Genomic DNA, 19,408 nt, shown 5'->3' with positions numbered 1-19,408 from the left:
CGGTAATGGAAAGCGTATTATGACCGCTCCTACCATGTTCTTCGAGGCGATTGCGCTTCAGAAATGTCTGATGGCGACCTATAACAAGATGGTCGTGAAGCTCGCCCCGCACATCCTGTACACGCGCCATGACGAAATGTTCATCGACGCGGTGACGATAGAGCGCGACGGCCGCCCGCCGCGGGAGCTGAAGCTGGGCACGTTCAAGCTGGCGGGACTGAACGACGTCAGCCTGATCGAGGAGAAGTTCGAGGCGATGCACGGCCTCTACGATCAGGCCGACAGCAAGTATAAGGGCGTGACCCTGTTCGCGGTGGAGCCGGAGAGCGCAGCGGCCTGAGGTCTCGCGGCAGGTTCGGCGTTGGAAAAGGGCGGTCCTGCGGGGCCGCCCTTTTCCGTTGGGGTTTGTCCGGTTCAAGTTCCGACACCATGTGCTCCTGCCTGCGCAGGAGCACATGGTGTCTGGAGGCACGCGGCCCCCTTACCGCCGATGCTTGCCCCTTTTCGATCCGATGTGCCGGACATTGGCGGGCCGCCCGCGCCGGGCGCTGCCGGGGCGTACCCGGTCCTTCTTGAAGCTCGGCCGCTGGGGCGGGGCGTCGGGCAGTTCGAAGCGCAGCGATCCGTTGATCGGGTCCGCCTCCGCCAGCCGCAATGCCAGCCGCTGCCCGACCGTGTAGCGATCCCCGCTCTCCACGCCCTCCAGCGCCCGGCCGACCTCGTCATAGAAGAAGCGTTCGTCGCCCAGCGTCGACACCGGCACCAGCCCGTCGCCGCCCAGCCCCTCCACCGTGGCGAAGAAGCCGAAGCTCTGCACGCCGGTGATCCGCGCCTCCACCAGATCGCCGACATGCGCCGCCAGGAAGGCCGCGACATAGCGGTCGATGGTCTCGCGCTCCGCCTCCATGGCGCGGCGCTCATGCTGGCTGATCATCTCGCCCACGCGGCCCATATTCTCCATATCCTCGCCGCTCAGGGAGGATCGGTCGGGAATGTCCCCCTTGGGCGCGGGCAGTTCCAGCCCATAGGCGCCCACCAGCGCCCGGTGCACCAGCAGGTCCGCATAGCGCCGGATGGGCGAGGTGAAATGGGCATAGGAACCCAAGGCCAGCCCGAAATGGCCCAGATTGGACGGCGCATAATAGGCCTGGGTCTGGCTGCGCAGGATCTGCTCCATGATCTGGGGCTTTTCCTCCGCTTCCCCGACCCGTTCGATCAGCCGGTTGAAGGTCGCAGGCCTCACCACCTGCCCCAGGGCGAATTCGATGCCGAAGGTCGCCAGATAGTCCTTCAACGCGACCAGCTTGTCCCGGCTCGGCGGTTCATGGACGCGGTACATGACCGGCGCCTTCTTGGCCTCCAGCGCCTTGGCCGCCGCGACATTGGCGGCGATCATATAATCCTCGATCAGCATATGCGCGTCCAGCCGCTCGCGCACCGCGACGCTGACGATCTTGCCATAGTCGTCCAGCACCACCCGCCGTTCCGGCAGGTCCAGCGCCAGCGGCTCCCGCTTGTCCCGCGCCTTGCGCAGCAACGCCCAGCAGGCCCAGAGCGGCTTCAGCGCCGTCTCCAGCAACTCCCCCGCCCGCAGGCGGGAGGGGGTCGGGGCGCGGGCCGACGCGTCATCAGCCGCAATATCCAATGTCCCATCGATGGCCGCCTGCGCATCCTCATAGGCCAGCACCGCCGCCACCCGGATCACAGCGCGGGAAAAGCGCCAGCTCTTCACCTTGCCCGAAGCGTCAAGGACAAGGTGACAGGCCATCGCCGCCCGATCCTCGCCCGCCCGCAACGAACACATGTCGGACGAAAGCTGGTGCGGCAGCATCGGCACGACCAGATCGGGGAAATAAACGCTGTTCCCCCGCTTGCGGGCCTCACGGTCCAGCGCGCTGCCCGGCCGCACATAATAGCTGACGTCCGCGATGGCGACGATGGCCTTGTAGCCGCCCGCATTGGCCGGATCGTCATCGGGCGCGGCCCAGACGGCGTCGTCATGGTCCCGCGCATCGACCGGATCGATGGCGACGATGGGCAAATGCCGCAAATCCTCCCGCTTATCCTCATGCAGGGCCAGTTTCGAAGCCGACACCGCCTCTTCCTCCACATGTTCGGAAAAGACGTGGGGAATGCCGTGCTTGTGGATCGCGATCAGGCTGAAGCTGCGCGGCGCGAAGGGATCGCCCAATATGTCCGTGACCCGCGCCGTGATCCGGGGAGGCCGCCCCACCGGCTCGGCCAACACCAGGTCGCCCTTCTTCGCGGTCCCCGCGTCGGAAATCGGCGTGTCCCGGCGGATGCGCTTGTCGACGGGGCGCAGCCACAGCTTGCCGCCCTCTCCCTCCTCCACCACGCCCAGCAATTCCTCGCTGGCCTTGGCGAGCTTCTTCATCGGATGCGCGACCCAGCCGCGCCCGGCCTCCTCCGTCCGCGCCAGGATGCGGTCGCCTATGGTCAGCGCGCCGCGCTTTCCCCGCTCCACGATGCGCAGTCGGGGTGCGGGGTGTCCCTCCGCCTCCCAGCGTTCGGGCGTGGCGATCAGGGTGGTGTCGTCGACATCGACGATCCGCAGCACCGTGACCTTGGGCACGCCGCCCATCTTGTGGAAGGCCCGCGCCGGGCCGATGTCGATCAGCCCTTCGTCCGCCATGTCCTTGAGCAGCGCCTTGAGCGCGATCTTCTCCTGCCCCTTGAGGCCGAAGGCCTTTGCGATCTCCCGCTTTCCGGCCGGCTGGTCGGACGTGGCGATGAAATCCATCACCTGCTCGCGCGTCGGAAAGCCCGCGGGCCGAACCTTGGTCCGTGCGGAGTCGGTTTTCTTCTTCTTTTCGGTGGATGCCATGGACCAGCTATAGGGAGAGGGGCACCGACATGCCAGTGCCGCATGGGATAGGCATCATGCGAATCGCGGCGACCGAGCCATAATCCCGTGGGGTGGAAAGCGGACATTCCCTTATTCGTCACCCCGGACTTGATCCGGGGTCCCGCTTTCTTTTCTGAGTGCCCGCCTCGTCCAAGGCAGCGGGACCCCGGATCAAGTCCGGGGTGACGGAAAATTGATGTCAGCTCCTGACCAAAAACCGGCCATCAGCTTCCATCACCAGCAAGCAACACCCATCACCGCCAAAGCCCCAGCAACAGCGCCGCCAATCCCCGCTCATCCGTTTTCGCCACTCGCGGCGCGCCATAGCCCCGGCATTCCAGGCAATCGGCGCGCACGCCCGCGCCGCTCACCAGCGCGCGCACGTCGGCAACGGCCTGCAACGCCCAGTTCCGCTGCACGATCGCCTGCCGCCCGAGCAGGTCGCGCCCCACCATGGCTTCCGGCACACCGGCATCGTCCTCATCCTCCCGATCCATGATCGACTGGACGAACTCGGCGAACTTGTCAGGTTCCCTGGCAATGCGATAGGGCCTGGCCTTGGCCGGATCGATCTTCGCCAGCTTCGCCGCCTCGGCAACCGCCTCTTCCAGCCCGCCGAAGCGATCGACCAGCCCGATCTGTCGCGCCGTGCCGCCGTCCCAGACGCGCCCTTGCGCAATGGCGTCGATCTGCTGGGGGGTCTTGCGGCGGGATTGCGCGACCAGTCCGACGAAGCGGCCGTAAATATCCTCGACCCCCATCTGCATGATCCGGTCGAATTCCGGCGTGGTGCCGCCGGCGATGTCCGGCTGGCCCGACAGCGGCGTCGTCTTCACGCCGTCGGTGGTGACGCCGATCTTCGCCAAGGTGCCCTCGAAGCTGGGTAATATGCCGAACACGCCGATGGAGCCGGTGATCGTATCCGGCTCCGCGAAGATCACATCGGCGGGCGTCGACACCCAATAGCCGCCGCTGGCCGCCACATTGCCCATGGACGCCACAATGGGCAGGCCTTCGGACTTTGCTTCCATGATGGCGCTGCGGATCTTCTCCGACGCCATCACCGATCCGCCCGGCGAATCCACCCGGACCACCAGCGCCTTCAAGTCCTTCTCCGCCAGCGCCTTGCGCAGCAGCGCCGCAATCGTGTCTCCCGCCGCCGTGCCCGGTCCGGCCTCGCCATCGACGATGTCGCCTGCAATCGTCAGCACGCCGATCTCGCCGCCATTGGCGGGCTTGTGGGCCTTCATGTAGTTTTTGAGGTCGATGGCGGCGAAATCCCCGGCCTTGTCGTCCGGCGCATCGCCCGCAACCTCGGCCACCCGCGCGCCGAAGGCCGCTTCGTCGCCCATCCGGTCGACCAGCCCGGCGCTCACGGCCGCCTTCGCCAGATTGCCGCCAGCCGCCTCAGCGAGGCCCGCCGGATCGCGCACATAGGCCGCCAGCCGCGCCCTGGGCCGCGCCTTGGCCACTTCCTGTCGCCAATCCTCCCACAGGGCGTCGGCCAGGGCCTGATTGGCCTGACGGGCTTCGGGCGACTGCTCGGTCCGCGTGAAAGGCTCGACGAAGCTCTTGTAGGTGCCGACGCGATAGACATGGGTGTTGACGCCCAGCTTGTCGATCAGTCTCTTGTAATAAAGCCCCGATCCGCCGCGCCCGGTGATCGCCACGCCGCCCAGCGGGTTCACCCAGCTCTCGCTCGCATGGGCGGCCAGTTGGTAGCTGTCGTCGCTGTAGATGGTCGCATAGGCGAAGACCGGCTTCTTCGCCGCGCGCACCGCGTCCAGCGCCTTGCCCACGCGCGCCAGCGCCACCTGGCCCCCGCCCATGAAACCGTCCAGGTTCAGCACGACGGCCTTCACCTTCCTGTCGTCCCTGGCGGCATCCAGCGCGGCGACGATGTCGGCCAGCCCATATTCCCTCGCCCGGTCGTTCCCGCCCGTCAGCAGCGCCATCGGATCGATTTCGGACGGCTGTTCGACGATGGTCCCGTCCAGTTTCAGCAGCAGCGCGCCGCTGCCGACGCTCTGCGCGGGCTTGGGCGACCAGGACAGGGCGGCATAGAGCGCCCCGAAGAACATCAGCAGGAACAGCAGCACCAGCCCGTCCTTGATGGCGACCAATATGCGCCACATGCCCTTCACAAATGCCAAGTCGCCGGTTCCTTCCTTCAGATCCTGCGTGGGCTATCCCATCGACGGACCGACTGCAATGTGGGGGCAGGCCGGGGCCGCGCAACCTTGCGTCGGATATTTCCCGCGCTATGGGAGGGCGCAATTCTCGGTTTCTCGTGCAGGAGACACGCTTCATGCCCACGCTCGTCCTCATCCGCCACGGCCAGTCGGCCTGGAACCTCGAAAACCGCTTCACCGGCTGGTGGGACGTGGACGTGACCGAAAAGGGCGCGGAGGAAGCGCGCGCCGCCGGCCGCCTGCTCCGGGAAAAGGGGCTGGACTTCGACCAGTGCTACACCTCCGTCCAGACCCGCGCCATCAAGACGCTGAACCTGGTGCTGGAGGAGATGGGCCGCCTCTGGCTGCCGGTCGAGAAGGACTGGCGCCTCAACGAGCGCCATTATGGCGGCCTCACCGGCCTCAACAAGGCGGAGACGGCGGCCAGGCATGGCGACGATCAGGTGAAGATCTGGCGCCGCAGCTTCGACACGCCCCCGCCGCCGCTGGAGCCGGGCAGCGAGTTCGACCTGTCGAAGGACCGCCGTTATGCGGGCATTCCCATCCCCTCGACGGAATCGCTGAAGGACACCATCGCCCGCGTCCTGCCCTATTGGGAGGAACGCATCGCCCCCGACCTGAAGGCAGGCAAGCGCGTCGTCATCTCCGCCCACGGCAACTCGCTCCGCGCGCTGGTGAAGCACCTCTCCAACATCCCGGACGACGAGATCACCGAACTGGAAATTCCGACCGGCCAGCCGATCGTCTATGACCTTGCCGACGACCTGACGGCCAAGGATCGCTACTACCTGTCGGAACGCTGAAATCCGATGTGCTCCTGCGAAGGCAGGAGCCCAGTCCTTCCGTCTGAACTGGGCTCCTGCCTTCGCAGGAGCACGGAATAGAAACGGAAAGCCGCAATTCCCGCATTGCCCCTCCGCCAACCTCCCGCTAAGGGGCTTTGCTTTCCGCATGATCAGGGAAAGTGCGCAGCGAAATGACCGGGGCAGTCGAAGCCGCGAAAGTCGGCATCATCATGGGCAGCCGATCCGACTGGGAAACGATGCGCCACGCATCCGAAACGCTGGAGGCTCTCGGCGTCGCCCATGAATGCAAGGTCGTCTCCGCCCACCGCACGCCCCAGCGCCTCTACGACTATGCCACCAGCGCGGTCGGCCGCGGCCTGAAGGTCATCATCGCGGGCGCGGGCGGCGCCGCGCACCTTCCCGGCATGGCCGCCTCCATGACCCGCCTGCCGGTCCTGGGCGTCCCCGTCGAATCCAAGGCGCTGAAGGGCATGGACAGCCTCCTCTCCATCGTCCAGATGCCCGGCGGCATCCCCGTCGGCACGCTCGCCATCGGCAAGCCCGGCGCGATCAACGCGGCGCTCTTCGCCGCCTCCATCCTCGCCACCACCGACGAAGCGCTTGCCGCACGCCTCGACGCCTGGCGCGAAAAGCAGACCAACGACGTAGCGGAAACCCCGGAATAAGATGACGACGATCCCGCCCGGCTCCACCATCGGCATATTAGGCGGCGGTCAGCTTGGCCGCATGATCGCCATCGCCGCCGCGCAGCTTGGCTATCGCACCCACATCTACGCCCCGGAATCGAGCGGCCCTGCCGCCGACGTCTCCCCCCGCTGGACGCAGGGCGCCTATGAGGACGCCGAAGCCCTCGCGGCGTTCGCCGACAGCGTGGAGGTCGTCACCTATGAATTCGAGAATATCGATCCCTCGGCGGTCGAAGTGCTCGCCACCCACGGCCTCGTCCGCCCCGGCGCGCAGGCCCTGCGCGTCGCGCAGGACCGCCTCGCCGAAAAGCGCTTCGTCTGCGACCTGGGCGGCCTGACCGCGCCCTTCGCCCCGGTCGAAAGCCTGGACGATCTGGAAGAAGCCCTCGACCGGATCGGCAGCAGGGCGGTCCTGAAAACCAACCGCATGGGCTATGACGGCAAGGGGCAGGCGCGCCTTTCCGAACCCGGCGACGCGGTCGGCGCATGGAACGCCATCGGCCGCCAGAGCGCCATATTGGAAGGCTTCGTCACCTTCGCGCAGGAATTTTCCGTCATCCTCGTGCGCGGCGCGGACGGCCAGATCCGCTTCTGGGACTCCGCCGCCAATGTCCACACGGACGGCATCCTCGACACCTCCACCGTCCCCGCCGGATGGCTCGTCGAAAGCCAACTCCCCGAAGCCCGCGCCCTCGCGTCGAAGGTCGCCGACGCGCTCGACTATGTCGGCGTCCTGACGCTGGAATTCTTCGCCAGCGCCGACGGCCCGGTCTTCAACGAAATGGCCCCCCGCGTCCACAATAGCGGCCACTGGACCATCGAGGGCGCACTCACCAGCCAGTTCGAAAACCATGTCCGCGCCATTTGCGGCCTGCCGCTGGGCGACACCGGCCTCGCCGCCGCGAAGGTGGAGATGCGCAACCTGATCGGCGAACAGGCCAATGACTGGCTGCAAATCCTGTCCGACCCGGCCAACCACCTCCACCTCTACGGCAAGCACGAAGCCCGCCCCGGCCGCAAGATGGGCCATGTGACGCGCCTGACTCTGTGATCGGAACAGGCCACCACCTCACCTCCGTTCGGGCTGAGCCTGTCGAAGCCCTTTTCTTTCTTCAAAGGAAGTAAATTCCCAGGGCGAGTGGAGGACAGGCGTCATGAACGATAATATTTCGGCCCGAACCCTATGACCGACACCCCCGAAATCCTCATCATCCTCGCCCGCGCCGACAATGGCGTGATCGGCAAGGACGGCGACCTGCCCTGGCGCCTCCCCGCCGACCTCAAACATTTCAAGGCGCTCACCCTGGGCCACCCGATGGTCATGGGCCGCAAGACCTTCGACAGCCTGCCCGGCCTGCTCCCCGGCCGCCGCCACATCGTCCTCACCCGCGACGCCACATGGGCAGGGGAGGGCGCCGAACCCGTCGCAACGGTGGAGGCCGCCATCGCAAGGGCCGCCGCGCCCACCATCGCCGTCATCGGCGGCGCGGAGATCACGAAACTCTTTCTCCCCCTCGCGCACCGCATCGAACTCACCGAAGTCCATGTCGACGCGGAAGGCGACACCCACATCCCCTATCCCGACCCCGCCGACTGGCAGGAGGTCGCCCGCCAGGACCATCCAGCGCAGGACGGCCACCCCGCCTACAGCTTCGTCACCCTCCGCCGCTCCGCCGCGCATTGCCAGCGGCCGGACGCGCCCCTATAGCGCCCCTCATGGAGCGGCTGCACAGCAGCGCCCCGATGCCCGCCCATCTGCGCGGCGGCATCATGGCGCTGGGGAATTTCGACGGATTTCACGCCGGGCACCAGGCCGTGGTTCGCCGCGCCGTCGCGCTTGCCCGCGCCCAGGGCCGCCCCGCCATCGTCGCGACTTTCGATCCGCACCCGATGCGGCTGTTCCGCCCGGACACGCCCTGGTTCCGCCTGACCACGCTCGACCAGCGCGAACGCCTGTTCGCCAGGGCGGGGGCCGACGCGATGCTGGTGTTCGATTTCACCCGCGAACTGGCCGCGCTCGACCCGCAGGCCTTCGTCGACCTGCTCGCCCGATGGGGCGTCGCCGGAGTCGTCACGGGGGAGGATTTCACCTTCGGCCGCGACCGCGCCGGTTCCATCGCCACCCTGGCGGAACTCGGCGCGCCCCTGGGCCTGACGGCGCAGGCCGTGGCCCCCATCACCGGACAGGATGGGGAAATCATCTCCTCCACCCGCATCCGCCAGGCGCTCAAATCCGGCGATTGCGAAACCGCCACCCGCCTGCTGACCCGCCCCTTCACCATAGAGGGGGTGGTCCAGCATGGCGACAAGCTGGGCCGCACCATCGGCTTCCCCACCGCCAATATCGACATGGGCCATTATCTGCGCCCGGCCTACGGCATTTATGCCGTGCGCGCCCTGCTGCCCGACGGCCGGGTGCTGGACGGCGCCGCCAATCTGGGCGTCCGCCCCAGCATCGACCCGCCCAAGGAATTGCTGGAACCGCATTTCTTCGACTTTTCCGAAAGCCTCTACGACCAGCGGATAGAGGTGCAGTTGATCCACTATCTCCGCCCCGAAGCGAAGCTGGACGGCCTCGACGCCCTGATGGCCGCCATCGCCAGGGATTGCGACGATGCGCGGCAAATCCTTGCGGGAACGCCCCACCTCGCGTAGGGGACCGGCACGTTTTTCTCACCCGTTCGGGCTGAGCCTGTCGAAGCCCCTTTCTTTTCTTTCGAAAGGAAGATCGGCCCTTTGACAAGCGCAGGGCGACGGATTTTTGGTTGTTCTGGATACCCATGACCGACGCACCCGACTATAAAGCCACCGTCTTCCTCCCCGTCACCGACTTCCCGATGAAGGCGGGCCTCGCGCAGAAGGAACCGGCGATCCTCGCGCAGTGGGAAGCGATGGACCTCTACGGCAAGCTGCGCGAACGGCGGAAGGGCCGGGAACGCTTCATCCTGCACGACGGCCCGCCCTACGCCAATGGCGACATCCATATGGGCCATGCGATGAACAAGGTGCTGAAGGACATCATCGTCCGCAGCCAGTCCCTGCTCGGCAAGGACGCCCCCTATGTCCCCGGCTGGGACTGCCACGGCCTCCCCATCGAATGGAAGATCGAGGAGGAATATCGCAAGAAGAAGCAGAACAAGGACGAGGTTCCGGCCCAGGAATTCCGCGCCGAATGCCGCGCCTATGCCGACAAGTGGGTCGGCGTGCAGAAGGAACAGTTCAAGCGCCTTGGCGTCATGGGCGACTGGGACGATCCCTATCTCACCATGAAGTTCGACGCGGAGGCGACCATCGCGGGCGAACTGCTGAAATTCGCGGAAAGCGGCCAGCTCTATCGCGGCGCGAAGCCCGTCATGTGGTCCCCGGTCGAAAAGACCGCGCTGGCCGAGGCGGAAGTGGAATATGAGGACATCGTCTCGACCCAGATCGACGTGGCGTTCGAGATCGTCGAAGCGCCGAACGCGCCGGAACTGGTCGGCGCCCATGCGGTGATCTGGACGACGACGCCGTGGACGATCCCGGTCAATCAGGCGCTCGCCTACGGCCCGGAAGTCGATTATGTCCTCGTGGAAAGCAACGGCCGCAAACTCCTGCTGGCCGAAGCCCTCGTCCCCTCCGTCCTCCTCCGTCATTCCCGCGAAGGCGGGAATCCATCTCCGGACGCCACCTCCGCCGCAACGCCCGAAGCAAAAATCCTCTGGCGCGGCAAAGGCTCCCAACTTGCCGGAGCCATCGCCCGCCACCCGATGCACCATCTCGGCGGCTTCTTCGCCAAGCCCCGCCCGTTCCTCGCGGGCGACTTCGTCACCACCGACGCGGGCACCGGCCTTGTCCACATGGCCCCCGACCATGGCGAGGACGACTTCGCGCTCTGCAAGGCGAACGGCATCAACCCGGCCTTCGCCGTCGAAAATGACGGCAAATATCGCGAGGACTGGCTCTGGCTCGGCGGCCAGGGCAGCGTCATCAACCCGAAATTCGTCAGCAAGGACGGCCCGATCTGCACCGATCTGCGCGAAGCGGGCGGGCTTCTGGCGGCCTCCGACGACTTCAGGCACAGCTACCCCCATAGCTGGCGCTCCAAGGCGAAGATCATCTTCCGCTGCACCCCCCAATGGTTCATCCCGATGGACCAGAATCCCTCTCCCCTTGTGGGAGAGGGAAGGGGCCCGCTCGCGCAAGCGAGTGGGAAGGGTGAGGGCGACAACGGAGCCACCCTGCGCGACCTGGCCCTCAATTCCATCGAACAGACCCGCTGGGTGCCCGAACGCTCGATCAACCGCATCCGCTCGATGGTGGAAGGCCGCCCCGACTGGGTGATCTCCCGCCAGCGCGCCTGGGGCGTCCCCATTGCCCTCTATGTCCATCGCAAGACGGGCGAATATCTGGTTGATAAATCAGTCAATGCCCGCATCATCGAAGCGTTCAAGGGCGCTGGCGCCGACGCATGGTTCGGCGCAGACCATCAGGCGCTGCTCGGCCCCGATTACGACCTCGCCGACTATGAGGTGGTGAACGACATTCTCGACGTCTGGTTCGACAGCGGCTCCACCCACAGCTTCGTGGTGGAAGGCCGTTACGGTCCCGACGCCCGCGCCGACCTCTATCTCGAAGGATCCGACCAGCATCGCGGCTGGTTCCAGTCCTCCCTGCTCGAAAGCAGCGGCACCCGCGGCCGCGCCCCTTATGGCGCGGTCCTCACCCACGGCTTCGCGCTGGACGGGCAAGGCCGCAAAATGTCGAAGAGCCTGGGCAATGTGGTCGACCCGCTGAAGGTCATCGCCGAAAGCGGCTCCGACATCTTGCGCGTCTGGGTCGCCAGCACCGATTATTTCGACGACGTCCGCATCGGCAAGGAAGTGCTGGCCGGATCGTCCGACGCCTATCGCAAACTTCGCAACAGTTTCCGATACTTGCTTGGCGCTCTTTCCGACTTTTCCGAAGAAGAGAAGCTGCCCGTCGCGGAAATGCCGGAACTGGAGCGCTACATGCTCCACCTGCTCGCCAGGCTCGACGCCGACCTGCGCAGCGTGGTCGACAAGGCGGCGGGCAGTGAGAATTGGCTTGAATTCAGCCGCTACACCCGCGCCCTGTTCGACTTCGTCAACAGCGACCTGTCGGCCTTCTTCTTCGACATCCGCAAGGACTGCCTCTATTGCGACGCGAAGGCCGACCCCAAGCGCCGCGCCTATCGCACGGTGCTCGACACCTTGTTCCACGCGCTGGTCCGCTACGCCGCGCCGATCATCCCCTTCACCGCTGAGGAAGTGTGGCAAAGCCGCTATCCAAACCCCCAGGAAAGCGTCCATTTCCTGGAATGGCCGGAAGTTGATGCCGCTTGGCTGAGCCAAAGCCTCGACGGCAAATGGGCTGAAATTCGCAACCAGCGGAATCAGGTCAACGAGGCCATCGAACCCCTCCGCCGCGAAAAGATCATCCGTTCCAGTCTGGAAGCCGATGTCTGTATTTCCGATTTAGCAGCTATTTTGAACGACATTCGCAGTGTTTCTGAACAGGACTTGTCCGAATATTTCATCGTTGCGAACGTGGCGTTTGAGCAAGGCATTGAAGGCATCACGGTCAAGCCCAGCGAGTGGCACAAATGCGGCCGCTGCTGGCGCCTGCTTCCTGAGGTCGAGGAAGACGGCGCCCTCTGCGACCGCTGCGAAGAGGTGCTGGGCGCATAAACTCTTGCCAAGCGGTAGGTGCTCCTGCGAAGGCAGGAGCCCAGTCCAGAGGTCCGAACTGGACTCCTGCCTTCGCAGGAGCACGGTGCGCTAAATTTCGCAGGTTGAGCAGTCATTGATGCCAAATCCCGTCAACCACCGCCCCCTGGGCCTGATCGTCGCGATTGTCACGCTCGCGCTAGACCAGCTCGTCAAATATACCGTCACCTATCCGCTCGCGCTGAAAAGCCGGATGGACGAGGGCATTGAAATCCTGCCGATCTTTCGCCTGCGCTGGCTGGAAAATCGCGGCGTCTCCATGGGTTTCTTCCACGCGGAAACCGACGTGATGCGCTGGCTGCTGGTCGGCATGACCATGGTGATCGCGGCCTTCGTGGGCGTCTGGATGTGGCGCGAAAAGGCGCGGCAGGATGTGGCGGCGCTCGGCCTCGTCCTGGGCGGCGCGGTCGGCAACATCATCGACCGCGTGCGGCTGGGCTATGTGGTCGACTATGCCGACCTGCATTTCGGCGAATGGCGGCCTTTCCTGATTTTCAACCTGGCCGATGCGGCCATCACTTTCGGCGTGCTGATCCTGCTTGCGCGGGCGCTTCTGCTGCGCGAGAAGGGCGCAAAGACGGAGTCACTGAACTGATGCGTAAACTGATCCTCGCCGCTGGCCTGATTTCGATGCTGTCCGCCTGCGGCGGCGGCGGCGGCCTCTTCAACCGTTCGCGTCCCGACGAATTTGCCGTTTCGCGCCAGGCTCCGCTCGTGATCCCGCCCGACTTCGCGCTGGTTCCGCCCGCGCCCGGCACGCCTGCCGCCGCGTCCGTCGATTCGAGCAAGGCCGCGATGGAGGCCATGTTCGGCGGTCCCGCCGCCCGCAGCCCCGGCGAAAGCGCCACGCTGAGCGCCGCCGGCCGCGCCAATGCGGCCGCGGGCATCCGTTCCTCCGTCGGCGATCCGGCGACCGAAGTGGTCGACAAGGGCGCCACCACCCGCGACATCATCGCCGCCCCGGAAGGCGACGGCCAGGACGCTCGCGCCGCCACCCCGCAATAATCGGAAAAACCGGAACTCAGGGCTGGCTCTCGACGAAATCCCTGAGCCGGCCCAAAGTCCCGTCCCACTGGCCATTCACCTTGGCAAGCCAGTCCCTGGCCTCAGCCACGCCCTCGGGACGCAGACGGAACAGCGCCTCCCGCCCAGACCTGGTCCGCGTGACCAGCCCGGCGCCCAGCAGCACGTCCAGATGCTTGGCCACCGCCTGGCGGCTGATCGGCAATCCGTCGCCCAACTGACCGATCGATCGTTCTCCGCCATCGGAAAGCCGCCCGATCATGCCCAGCCGCGTCGCGTCGCCCAGGGCCGCGAACAGGCGGGCAGGGGAAGGCTCAACGCTCGGCATAGTCGCGGATATTTTTCACCTGTTCCGCCCAGCCGCCGTCATTGTCCCGCATGACGTTGCTCCGCCGGGCTTCCGGCACCTTGTCGAACCCGCTTTCCGTGACCGTCAGCCGCGTGCCGCTTTCCACCGGCTCCAGCAGAAACTCCACCAGCGTCCATTCCGGCACGGCCACGCCGCTCTCCATCAACGCTTTGTCGCCCCCGGTCGCGGGCCATTCATAGGCGAAGCGCGTCATCGGCTCGATCGCCACGACCCGCGCTTCCCAGCGATAATCCTCGTAGCCCGGATACGTCATATGCCCGGTCGAGGCCTGGCCCACGGCAAAGGGTTGATCCAGCGCCACGCGGAACCAGCTCCCGAACTTCTCATGATCGATCAGGGCGTCCCAAACCTTCTCGACAGGTGCGGCGATCTCGATGGTCTTGATGATGGAATCAGGCATATAGGCAACCTCCAGCTTGCCTATATGCACTCATGACCCGTATCATGCAACCTTTTGGTTGCTGATCAGGCCCGCGCTTCGGTCCCGATGCCGGCGCTGTTATGGCGGAGCGCCGTCAGCACCGTGTCGACAATGGCTCCCGCATCCAGACGGGCGTCGGCATATTGCTTTTCCGGCTTGTCCTGATCCTGAAAGATGTCGGGCAGGCGCATGGTCCGCAGCTTCAGGCCATTGTCGATCAATCCCTGGTCGCTCGCCATCGTCAGCACATGCGCGCCCAGGCCGCCGACGGCACCTTCCTCGATGGTGACGGCGACTTCATGGGTCGTCAGCAGCCTGCGGATCAGCGCTTCGTCCAGCGGCTTGGCAAAGCGCAGGTCCGCCACCGTCGTGGACAGCCCCTTCGCCTCCAGCGTCTCCGCGGCCTTCAGCGCCTCCTCCAGCCGGGTTCCGAGCGACAGGATCGCGACCTGCCGCCCCTCCCGCACGATCCTGCCCTTGCCGATTTCCAGCCTTTCCGGCGTTGCGGGCAGGGCGATGCCCGTGCCGTTGCCGCGCGGGTAGCGCACCGCGATCGGCCCATCGTCATGCACGGCGCAGGTGTGGACCATATGGACCAGTTCCGCCTCGTCCGCTGCCGCCATGACGACGAAATTCGGCAGGCTGGCAAGATAGGTCACGTCGAAGCTGCCCGCATGGGTCGAACCGTCCGCCCCCACCAGACCGGCGCGGTCGATGGCGAAGCGCACCGGCAGATTCTGGATCGCCACGTCATGCACGACCTGGTCGTAGGCGCGTTGCAGGAAGGTCGAATAGATGGCGCAGAAGGGCCGCATCCCCTGCGCCGCCAGCCCCGCCGCGAAGGTCACGGCATGCTGCTCGGCAATGCCGACGTCGAAGGTCCGGTCGGGGAAGGCCGCGCCGAACTTGTCCAGTCCCGTGCCCGAAGGCATGGCGGCGGTGATCGCGCATATGGCGGGGTCGCGCTCCGCCTCCGCGATCAGTGCCTTGGCGAACACGCCGGTATAGCTGGGCGGCCCCGGAGGCGCCTTCGCCTGCGCGCCGGTGATGACGTCGAACTTCTGCACGCCATGATATTTGTCCGCCGCCGCCTCGGCCGGGGCATAGCCCTTGCCCTTCTGCGTCACGACATGGACCAGGCACGGCCCCTCCGCCGCGTCGCGCACATTTTCCAGCACCGGGATCAACTGGTCCAGATTATGCCCGTCGATCGGCCCGACATAGTAGAAGCCCAGTTCCTCGAACAAAGTCCCGCCCATCGCCATGCCGCGCGCGAATTCGTCGGTCTTGCGCGCCGCATTGTGCAGCGGGCGGGGCAGCCGCCGCGCCAGCCGCTTGGCAAGGTCGCGCAGGCCGAGGAACTCCCGGCTCGACACCAGCCGCGCCAGATAGGCGGACAGCCCGCCGACCGGAGGAGCGATGGACATGTCATTGTCGTTCAGGATGACGATCAGCCGATTTCCGGCCTCCCGCGCATTGTTCATCGCCTCATAGGCCATGCCCGCCGACATGGAGCCGTCGCCGATGACGGCGATGCCCTTGCCAGGCTTGCCCTGCATCCTGTTCGCCACGGCAAAGCCCAGCGCCGCGCTGATCGAGGTCGAGCTATGCGCCGCGCCGAAGGGGTCGTACTCGCTCTCCGCCCGCTTGGTGAAGCCGCTGAGGCCGCCGCCCTGGCGCAAGGTGCGGATGCGGTCCCGCCGCCCGGTCAATATCTTGTGCGGATAGCATTGGTGGCCGACATCCCAGACCAGCTTGTCGTTGGGCGTGTCGAACACATAATGGATCGCCGTGGTCAGCTCCACCACGCCCAGCCCGGACCCCAGATGGCCGCCGGTCACGCCGACGGCGGAAATCACTTCCTGCCGCAGTTCGTCGGCCAGTTGCCGAAGCCGGTCGGGTTGCAGCTTGCGCAGGTCCGCGGGCCAGACGACCTGGTCGAGCAGCGGCGTGGAGGGGCGATCGTTCATCAAGGACATAGACTCCCCAAGGCGCTAGGCCGTTCCGGGCCGATGCGCAACTCCCTCACGCGGCGCACTTGGCGCAGATGCCCAATATCTCGATCACGGGGCGATCCGGCTGAAAACCCTCGGCCCGCGCCACTGCGCGGACCTTGTCCGTCACCTTGTCGTCGTCGACATGCGTCGCCTGCTTGCAGTTCCTGCACACCAGGAAGATGCAGTCGTGATGACAGCCGGGATGGACATTGGCGATATAGGCGTTGGCGCTTTCCACCCGCATCGCGATGTTGTTGTTCACGAACAGGTCGAGGATGCGATAGACGCTGTTGGGCGCCACCCGCTTGCCGCGCGCTTTCGACACGCTGTCGGCGATGTCATAGGCCGATGCAGGGGTTGCCTCCGCCGCCAGGGCATCGAAAATGGCGGCGCGCATCGGCGTCCATTGTTCGTGGCTCGCCTCCAGCGTGGCGCGGGCGGCATCCGCGAGGCTGTCGCTCGACGGTTCGTAATGGTCGTGATGATGATGGTCGGCCATGGGTTCAATCTAAGCCTGGGTTGGTGCGGGGGCAAGTGGCGGTCGCGATCCGTCACCCCCTCCAGTAGATCCAGGCCGCCCATATCCAGCCCGCGATCATCAGCGTCCCGCCGACGGGCGTCACCGCGCCCAGCCATTTGGGCGCGCCCAGAGCCATGGCGTAAAGGGTGAAGGCGAAGATCGCCGCCCCGCCCAGGTGCAGCGCCGCCGGTCCCCGCGCCACCCCCATGATGGCCAGCGCGCCCACCGCATGGATAAGCTGATAAAGCCCGCCCGTGCGCAGCCATTCCGCCGCCTGGGGGCTGGCCACGCCATGCGCGCCGAAGGCGCCCGCCGCAATAGCCAGAGCCGCCGACAATGCCGCCAGAACCGCGATCATGCCTGATCCTCTCCTTCGCCCCTCGCCACCAGGCGCATGCGCCGGCCGGGCCGGTACATCAATTCCTTGGCCGCCATGAAATCGCCATGCTCGATCTGAAGGGCCATGCGCTGCTCGTCATTCCGGCGATATTGGCGCTCGACCTCCTCGACCTCTTCCGGCGGGACGCCCAGCGCCTCCATCGCCTGCACGCCCATGAGAATCGCGGATTCGAACACTTCGCGCACGATGCCCGCCAGGTCCATGTCCTTGAACGCCAGCAATTGCCGCCGGTCGAAGGCGCGCACCACCAGTGCCGCCTGCGGGAAAGCCTCGGCAATCGGCTCCAGCACCCGCGCATCGAGCGAGGGATCGTCGATGCAGAAGGCGATCAGCCGCGCCTCCTCCGCCCCCGAACGGCGCAGCAGGTCGATCCGCGTGCCGTCGCCATAATAGACTTTCATGTCGAACTGGCTGGAAACCTCGATCTGCGAAGGCTTCTTGTCGATCAGCACGACGCCGAAGCCATGGCCCATCAGCATCTGCGCGACGGTCTGGCCGAACCGGCCATAGCCAACGATGATCGCCGTGCCGCGCGGCGCGTCTTCGGGCCGGGGCAGATCCAGTCCCGTCCTGGGCTTGGCGAATTCCAGCCTGCGGGCGAACAGCATCAGGAAGGGCGTCGTCGCCATGGAGAAGGTGACGATGGCGCTGAACAGGCTGGCCGCCTGGGGCGCGATCAGCAGGGCGTTCTGCGCTTGCGCGAACAGCACGAAGCCGAATTCGCCGCCCTGGCTCAGCAGCAGGCCGGAACCGATGGCCTGGTTCCACTCCATGCCGAACAGCCGGGCAAGGCCGGTGATGAGCGCCGCCTTTGTCAGCACCAATATCGCCGCCATGCCGATGACGAACAGGGGGTTGGCCGCCACCGCATGCAGGTCCAGCACCATGCCGACCGCCAGGAAGAAGAGGCCGAGCAGGATGGACCGGAAGGGTTCGACATCCGCCTCTATCTCATGCCGGTAGGGCGAATCGGCCAGCATCACGCCCGCGATGAAGGCGCCCAGCGCGGTTGAAAGGTGCAGCGCGTGCATCAAAGCCGCCGCCGCCAGCACGGTGAACAGCCCGACGACGACGAACAATTCCCGCTCGCCCAGCCGCCCGACCAGATGGAGCAGGGGCCGCAGCACGAAGCGGCCCGCTAGGACCAGCCCGGCGATGGCGGCCACCGTATAGCCCGCCATCAGCCATCCCGGCGGCCCGCCCACATCGGCCGGGTTGCGGGAGAGGGCCGCGACGATGGTGATCAGCGGGACGATGGACAGATCCTGGAACAGCAGGATCGAGAACACCTTTTCGCCGAAGGGCGAATTGATCCGGCCGCTGCTCTTGAGGCCGGGCAGCACCTGAGCGGTGGAGGACAGCGCCAGGGGCAGCCCCAAGGCAATCGCCGCGCCCCAAGTGAAGCCGGTGGTGTAGAAGATGATCGCGGCGAGGGCGCATCCGCACAGCACCACCTGCGCCATGCCGAGCGCGAAAATGTCGCGTTTCAGCCGCCACAGCCGCGCGGGATGCAGTTCGAGGCCCACCAGGAACAGCAGCAGGACGATGCCGATTTCGGCTATGGCGAGCTTCGATTCCGCCCCGCCGACCAGCCTCAATCCCTGCGGCCCGACCAGCGCGCCCGCGACCAGATAGCCCAGCACCGCGCCCAGCCCAAGGCGACGGAACAGCATGACGAACAGCACCGCCGCACCCAGCAGGACCACGCCTTCGGACAGCAGCATGTCGGTCGCGGAAACCGGCGAAGCGGCGACCTGCGCGGCCTGTCCCTGCATCGGTTGTCCCTGCATCAGGCGTCGGCCATGCGGGCAGCTTCGGCCACGGCCTCGAAGCCCAGCCTGATCGAGGCATGGCGCGCCGGATAGCCCCGCGCCGGGGCCAGCACCGCCAGTCCGGGCCAGAAATCCAGATCGTCGCTTTCCCCCGCCAGATAGGCGGTCAGCCGGTCCCGCGCATCGGCCAGCTCATCGGCGGTCAGGCCGACGGCCCACGCCGCCATCAGCGAAGCCGATGCCTGGCCCAGGGCGCAGGCCTTCACGTCCAGCCCGATCTCAGCGACCCGCCCGGCGTCCATCCTGACGTCCGCCGTCACCCGCGACCCGCAGGTGGGCGAACGCTTCTCCACGCTCGCCTGCGGGTCCGACAGTCGCTTGTGATGGGGAATGTTCGCGGCCAGCCGCAAGATGTCCTTATTGTAGAGGGGGGCGCTCATCCCGCCCATGTAGGGCAGGAAGCGTTCATGAGGAAGGGCGGATGGATTTGCGGACGTTTTTTGGGAGAAGTGGCGTGGAAGCGCGACGTGCTCCTGCGAAGGCAGGAGCCTAGTTCAACCGCCCGAACTGGGCTCCTGCCTTCGCAGGAGCACGCAATCCCTCCACCGCCATCAGGGCTTCTGATCCCC

Annotated in this window: 18 protein-coding genes; 9 read left to right on the top strand and 9 right to left on the bottom strand. The window is 66.2% G+C overall.

The features are described from left to right. Positions 1-19 precede the first annotated feature (19 nt). Positions 20-340: a hypothetical protein gene (locus L286_RS29680; RefSeq protein WP_007685251.1), complete on the top strand. Its 321-nt coding sequence runs from the start codon at positions 20-22 to the stop codon at positions 338-340. Positions 341-481: 141 nt separating this feature from the next. Here the strand turns inward: L286_RS29680 and rnr are convergent, their stop codons facing one another. Next, positions 482-2,845, bottom strand: coding sequence for a ribonuclease R (gene rnr / locus L286_RS29675; RefSeq protein ID WP_020821113.1), 2,364 nt, complete (start codon positions 2,843-2,845; stop codon positions 482-484). Positions 2,846-3,120: 275 nt separating this feature from the next. Then, positions 3,121-5,019: a signal peptide peptidase SppA gene (gene sppA / locus L286_RS29670; protein ID WP_025161021.1), complete on the bottom strand. Its 1,899-nt coding sequence runs from the start codon at positions 5,017-5,019 to the stop codon at positions 3,121-3,123. Between the two features lie 155 nt (positions 5,020-5,174). Between sppA and gpmA the strand changes: the two genes are divergently transcribed. The 8 genes from gpmA to L286_RS29630 all read left to right on the top strand — a co-directional run bounded on the left by gpmA (position 5,175) and on the right by L286_RS29630 (position 13,281). Then, positions 5,175-5,861: a 2,3-diphosphoglycerate-dependent phosphoglycerate mutase gene (gene gpmA / locus L286_RS29665; RefSeq protein ID WP_020821115.1), complete on the top strand. Its 687-nt coding sequence runs from the start codon at positions 5,175-5,177 to the stop codon at positions 5,859-5,861. Positions 5,862-6,034: 173 nt separating this feature from the next. After that, on the top strand, positions 6,035-6,529 hold the full coding sequence (purE, locus tag L286_RS29660) for a 5-(carboxyamino)imidazole ribonucleotide mutase (RefSeq protein WP_021223153.1): 495 nt from the start codon (positions 6,035-6,037) through the stop codon (positions 6,527-6,529). A 1-nt stretch (position 6,530) separates the two neighbouring features. Beyond that, positions 6,531-7,601 (top strand): 5-(carboxyamino)imidazole ribonucleotide synthase, encoded by a 1,071-nt coding sequence (locus tag L286_RS29655; RefSeq protein ID WP_020821117.1) that lies wholly within the window; start codon positions 6,531-6,533, stop codon positions 7,599-7,601. Positions 7,602-7,733: 132 nt separating this feature from the next. Next, a complete protein-coding gene (locus tag L286_RS29650) occupies positions 7,734-8,258 on the top strand; it encodes a dihydrofolate reductase (protein ID WP_020821118.1) in 525 nt (174 codons plus the stop codon). 8 nt (positions 8,259-8,266) lie between these two features. After that, positions 8,267-9,205 (top strand): bifunctional riboflavin kinase/FAD synthetase, encoded by a 939-nt coding sequence (locus L286_RS29645; protein WP_020821119.1) that lies wholly within the window; start codon positions 8,267-8,269, stop codon positions 9,203-9,205. A 125-nt stretch (positions 9,206-9,330) separates the two neighbouring features. Next, on the top strand, positions 9,331-12,237 hold the full coding sequence (ileS, locus tag L286_RS29640) for an isoleucine--tRNA ligase (RefSeq protein WP_020821120.1): 2,907 nt from the start codon (positions 9,331-9,333) through the stop codon (positions 12,235-12,237). A gap of 118 nt (positions 12,238-12,355) precedes the next feature. After that, the gene (gene lspA, locus L286_RS29635) at positions 12,356-12,871 is read left to right on the top strand and encodes a signal peptidase II (RefSeq protein WP_021223151.1); all 516 of its coding nucleotides are present in this window, start codon (positions 12,356-12,358) and stop codon (positions 12,869-12,871) included. Beyond that, a complete protein-coding gene (locus tag L286_RS29630; RefSeq protein ID WP_013040537.1) occupies positions 12,871-13,281 on the top strand; it encodes a DUF3035 domain-containing protein in 411 nt (136 codons plus the stop codon). Before lspA ends, L286_RS29630 begins: the two co-directional genes overlap by 1 nt. Before the next feature lie 16 nt (positions 13,282-13,297). On the opposite strand, the gene L286_RS29625 is transcribed toward L286_RS29630, so the two are convergent. The 7 genes from L286_RS29625 to L286_RS29595 form a co-directional block, all read right to left on the bottom strand. Further along, complete coding sequence (locus tag L286_RS29625; protein ID WP_007685302.1) at positions 13,298-13,627, bottom strand: ArsR/SmtB family transcription factor; 330 nt, start codon at positions 13,625-13,627, stop codon at positions 13,298-13,300. Next, the gene (locus tag L286_RS29620; RefSeq protein WP_025160960.1) at positions 13,614-14,069 is read right to left on the bottom strand and encodes an SRPBCC family protein; all 456 of its coding nucleotides are present in this window, start codon (positions 14,067-14,069) and stop codon (positions 13,614-13,616) included. The genes L286_RS29625 and L286_RS29620 overlap by 14 nt, the downstream gene beginning before the upstream one ends. A 65-nt stretch (positions 14,070-14,134) precedes the next feature. Next, complete coding sequence (gene dxs, locus L286_RS29615) at positions 14,135-16,060, bottom strand: 1-deoxy-D-xylulose-5-phosphate synthase (protein ID WP_025160961.1); 1,926 nt, start codon at positions 16,058-16,060, stop codon at positions 14,135-14,137. A gap of 55 nt (positions 16,061-16,115) precedes the next feature. After that, positions 16,116-16,586, bottom strand: a complete 471-nt coding sequence (locus tag L286_RS29610) for a Fur family transcriptional regulator (RefSeq protein WP_007685305.1) — start codon at positions 16,584-16,586, stop codon at positions 16,116-16,118. A gap of 52 nt (positions 16,587-16,638) precedes the next feature. Continuing rightward, positions 16,639-16,965: a DUF423 domain-containing protein gene (locus L286_RS29605; RefSeq protein WP_020821124.1), complete on the bottom strand. Its 327-nt coding sequence runs from the start codon at positions 16,963-16,965 to the stop codon at positions 16,639-16,641. Beyond that, positions 16,962-18,782 (bottom strand): monovalent cation:proton antiporter-2 (CPA2) family protein, encoded by a 1,821-nt coding sequence (locus tag L286_RS29600; protein ID WP_020821125.1) that lies wholly within the window; start codon positions 18,780-18,782, stop codon positions 16,962-16,964. Before L286_RS29600 ends, L286_RS29605 begins: the two co-directional genes overlap by 4 nt. A 14-nt stretch (positions 18,783-18,796) precedes the next feature. Continuing rightward, positions 18,797-19,219 carry an iron-sulfur cluster assembly scaffold protein gene (locus tag L286_RS29595; RefSeq protein WP_021223149.1) on the bottom strand — a complete coding sequence of 141 codons (423 nt, stop codon included), beginning with the start codon at positions 19,217-19,219 and terminating at the stop codon, positions 18,797-18,799. Positions 19,220-19,408: the final 189 nt, after the last annotated feature.

Origin of the sequence: Sphingobium sp. HDIP04, assembly GCF_000445085.1 — a bacterium.
GTDB lineage: Bacteria > Pseudomonadota > Alphaproteobacteria > Sphingomonadales > Sphingomonadaceae > Sphingobium > Sphingobium indicum.
This window is presented reverse-complemented; position numbering and strand designations above follow the sequence as displayed.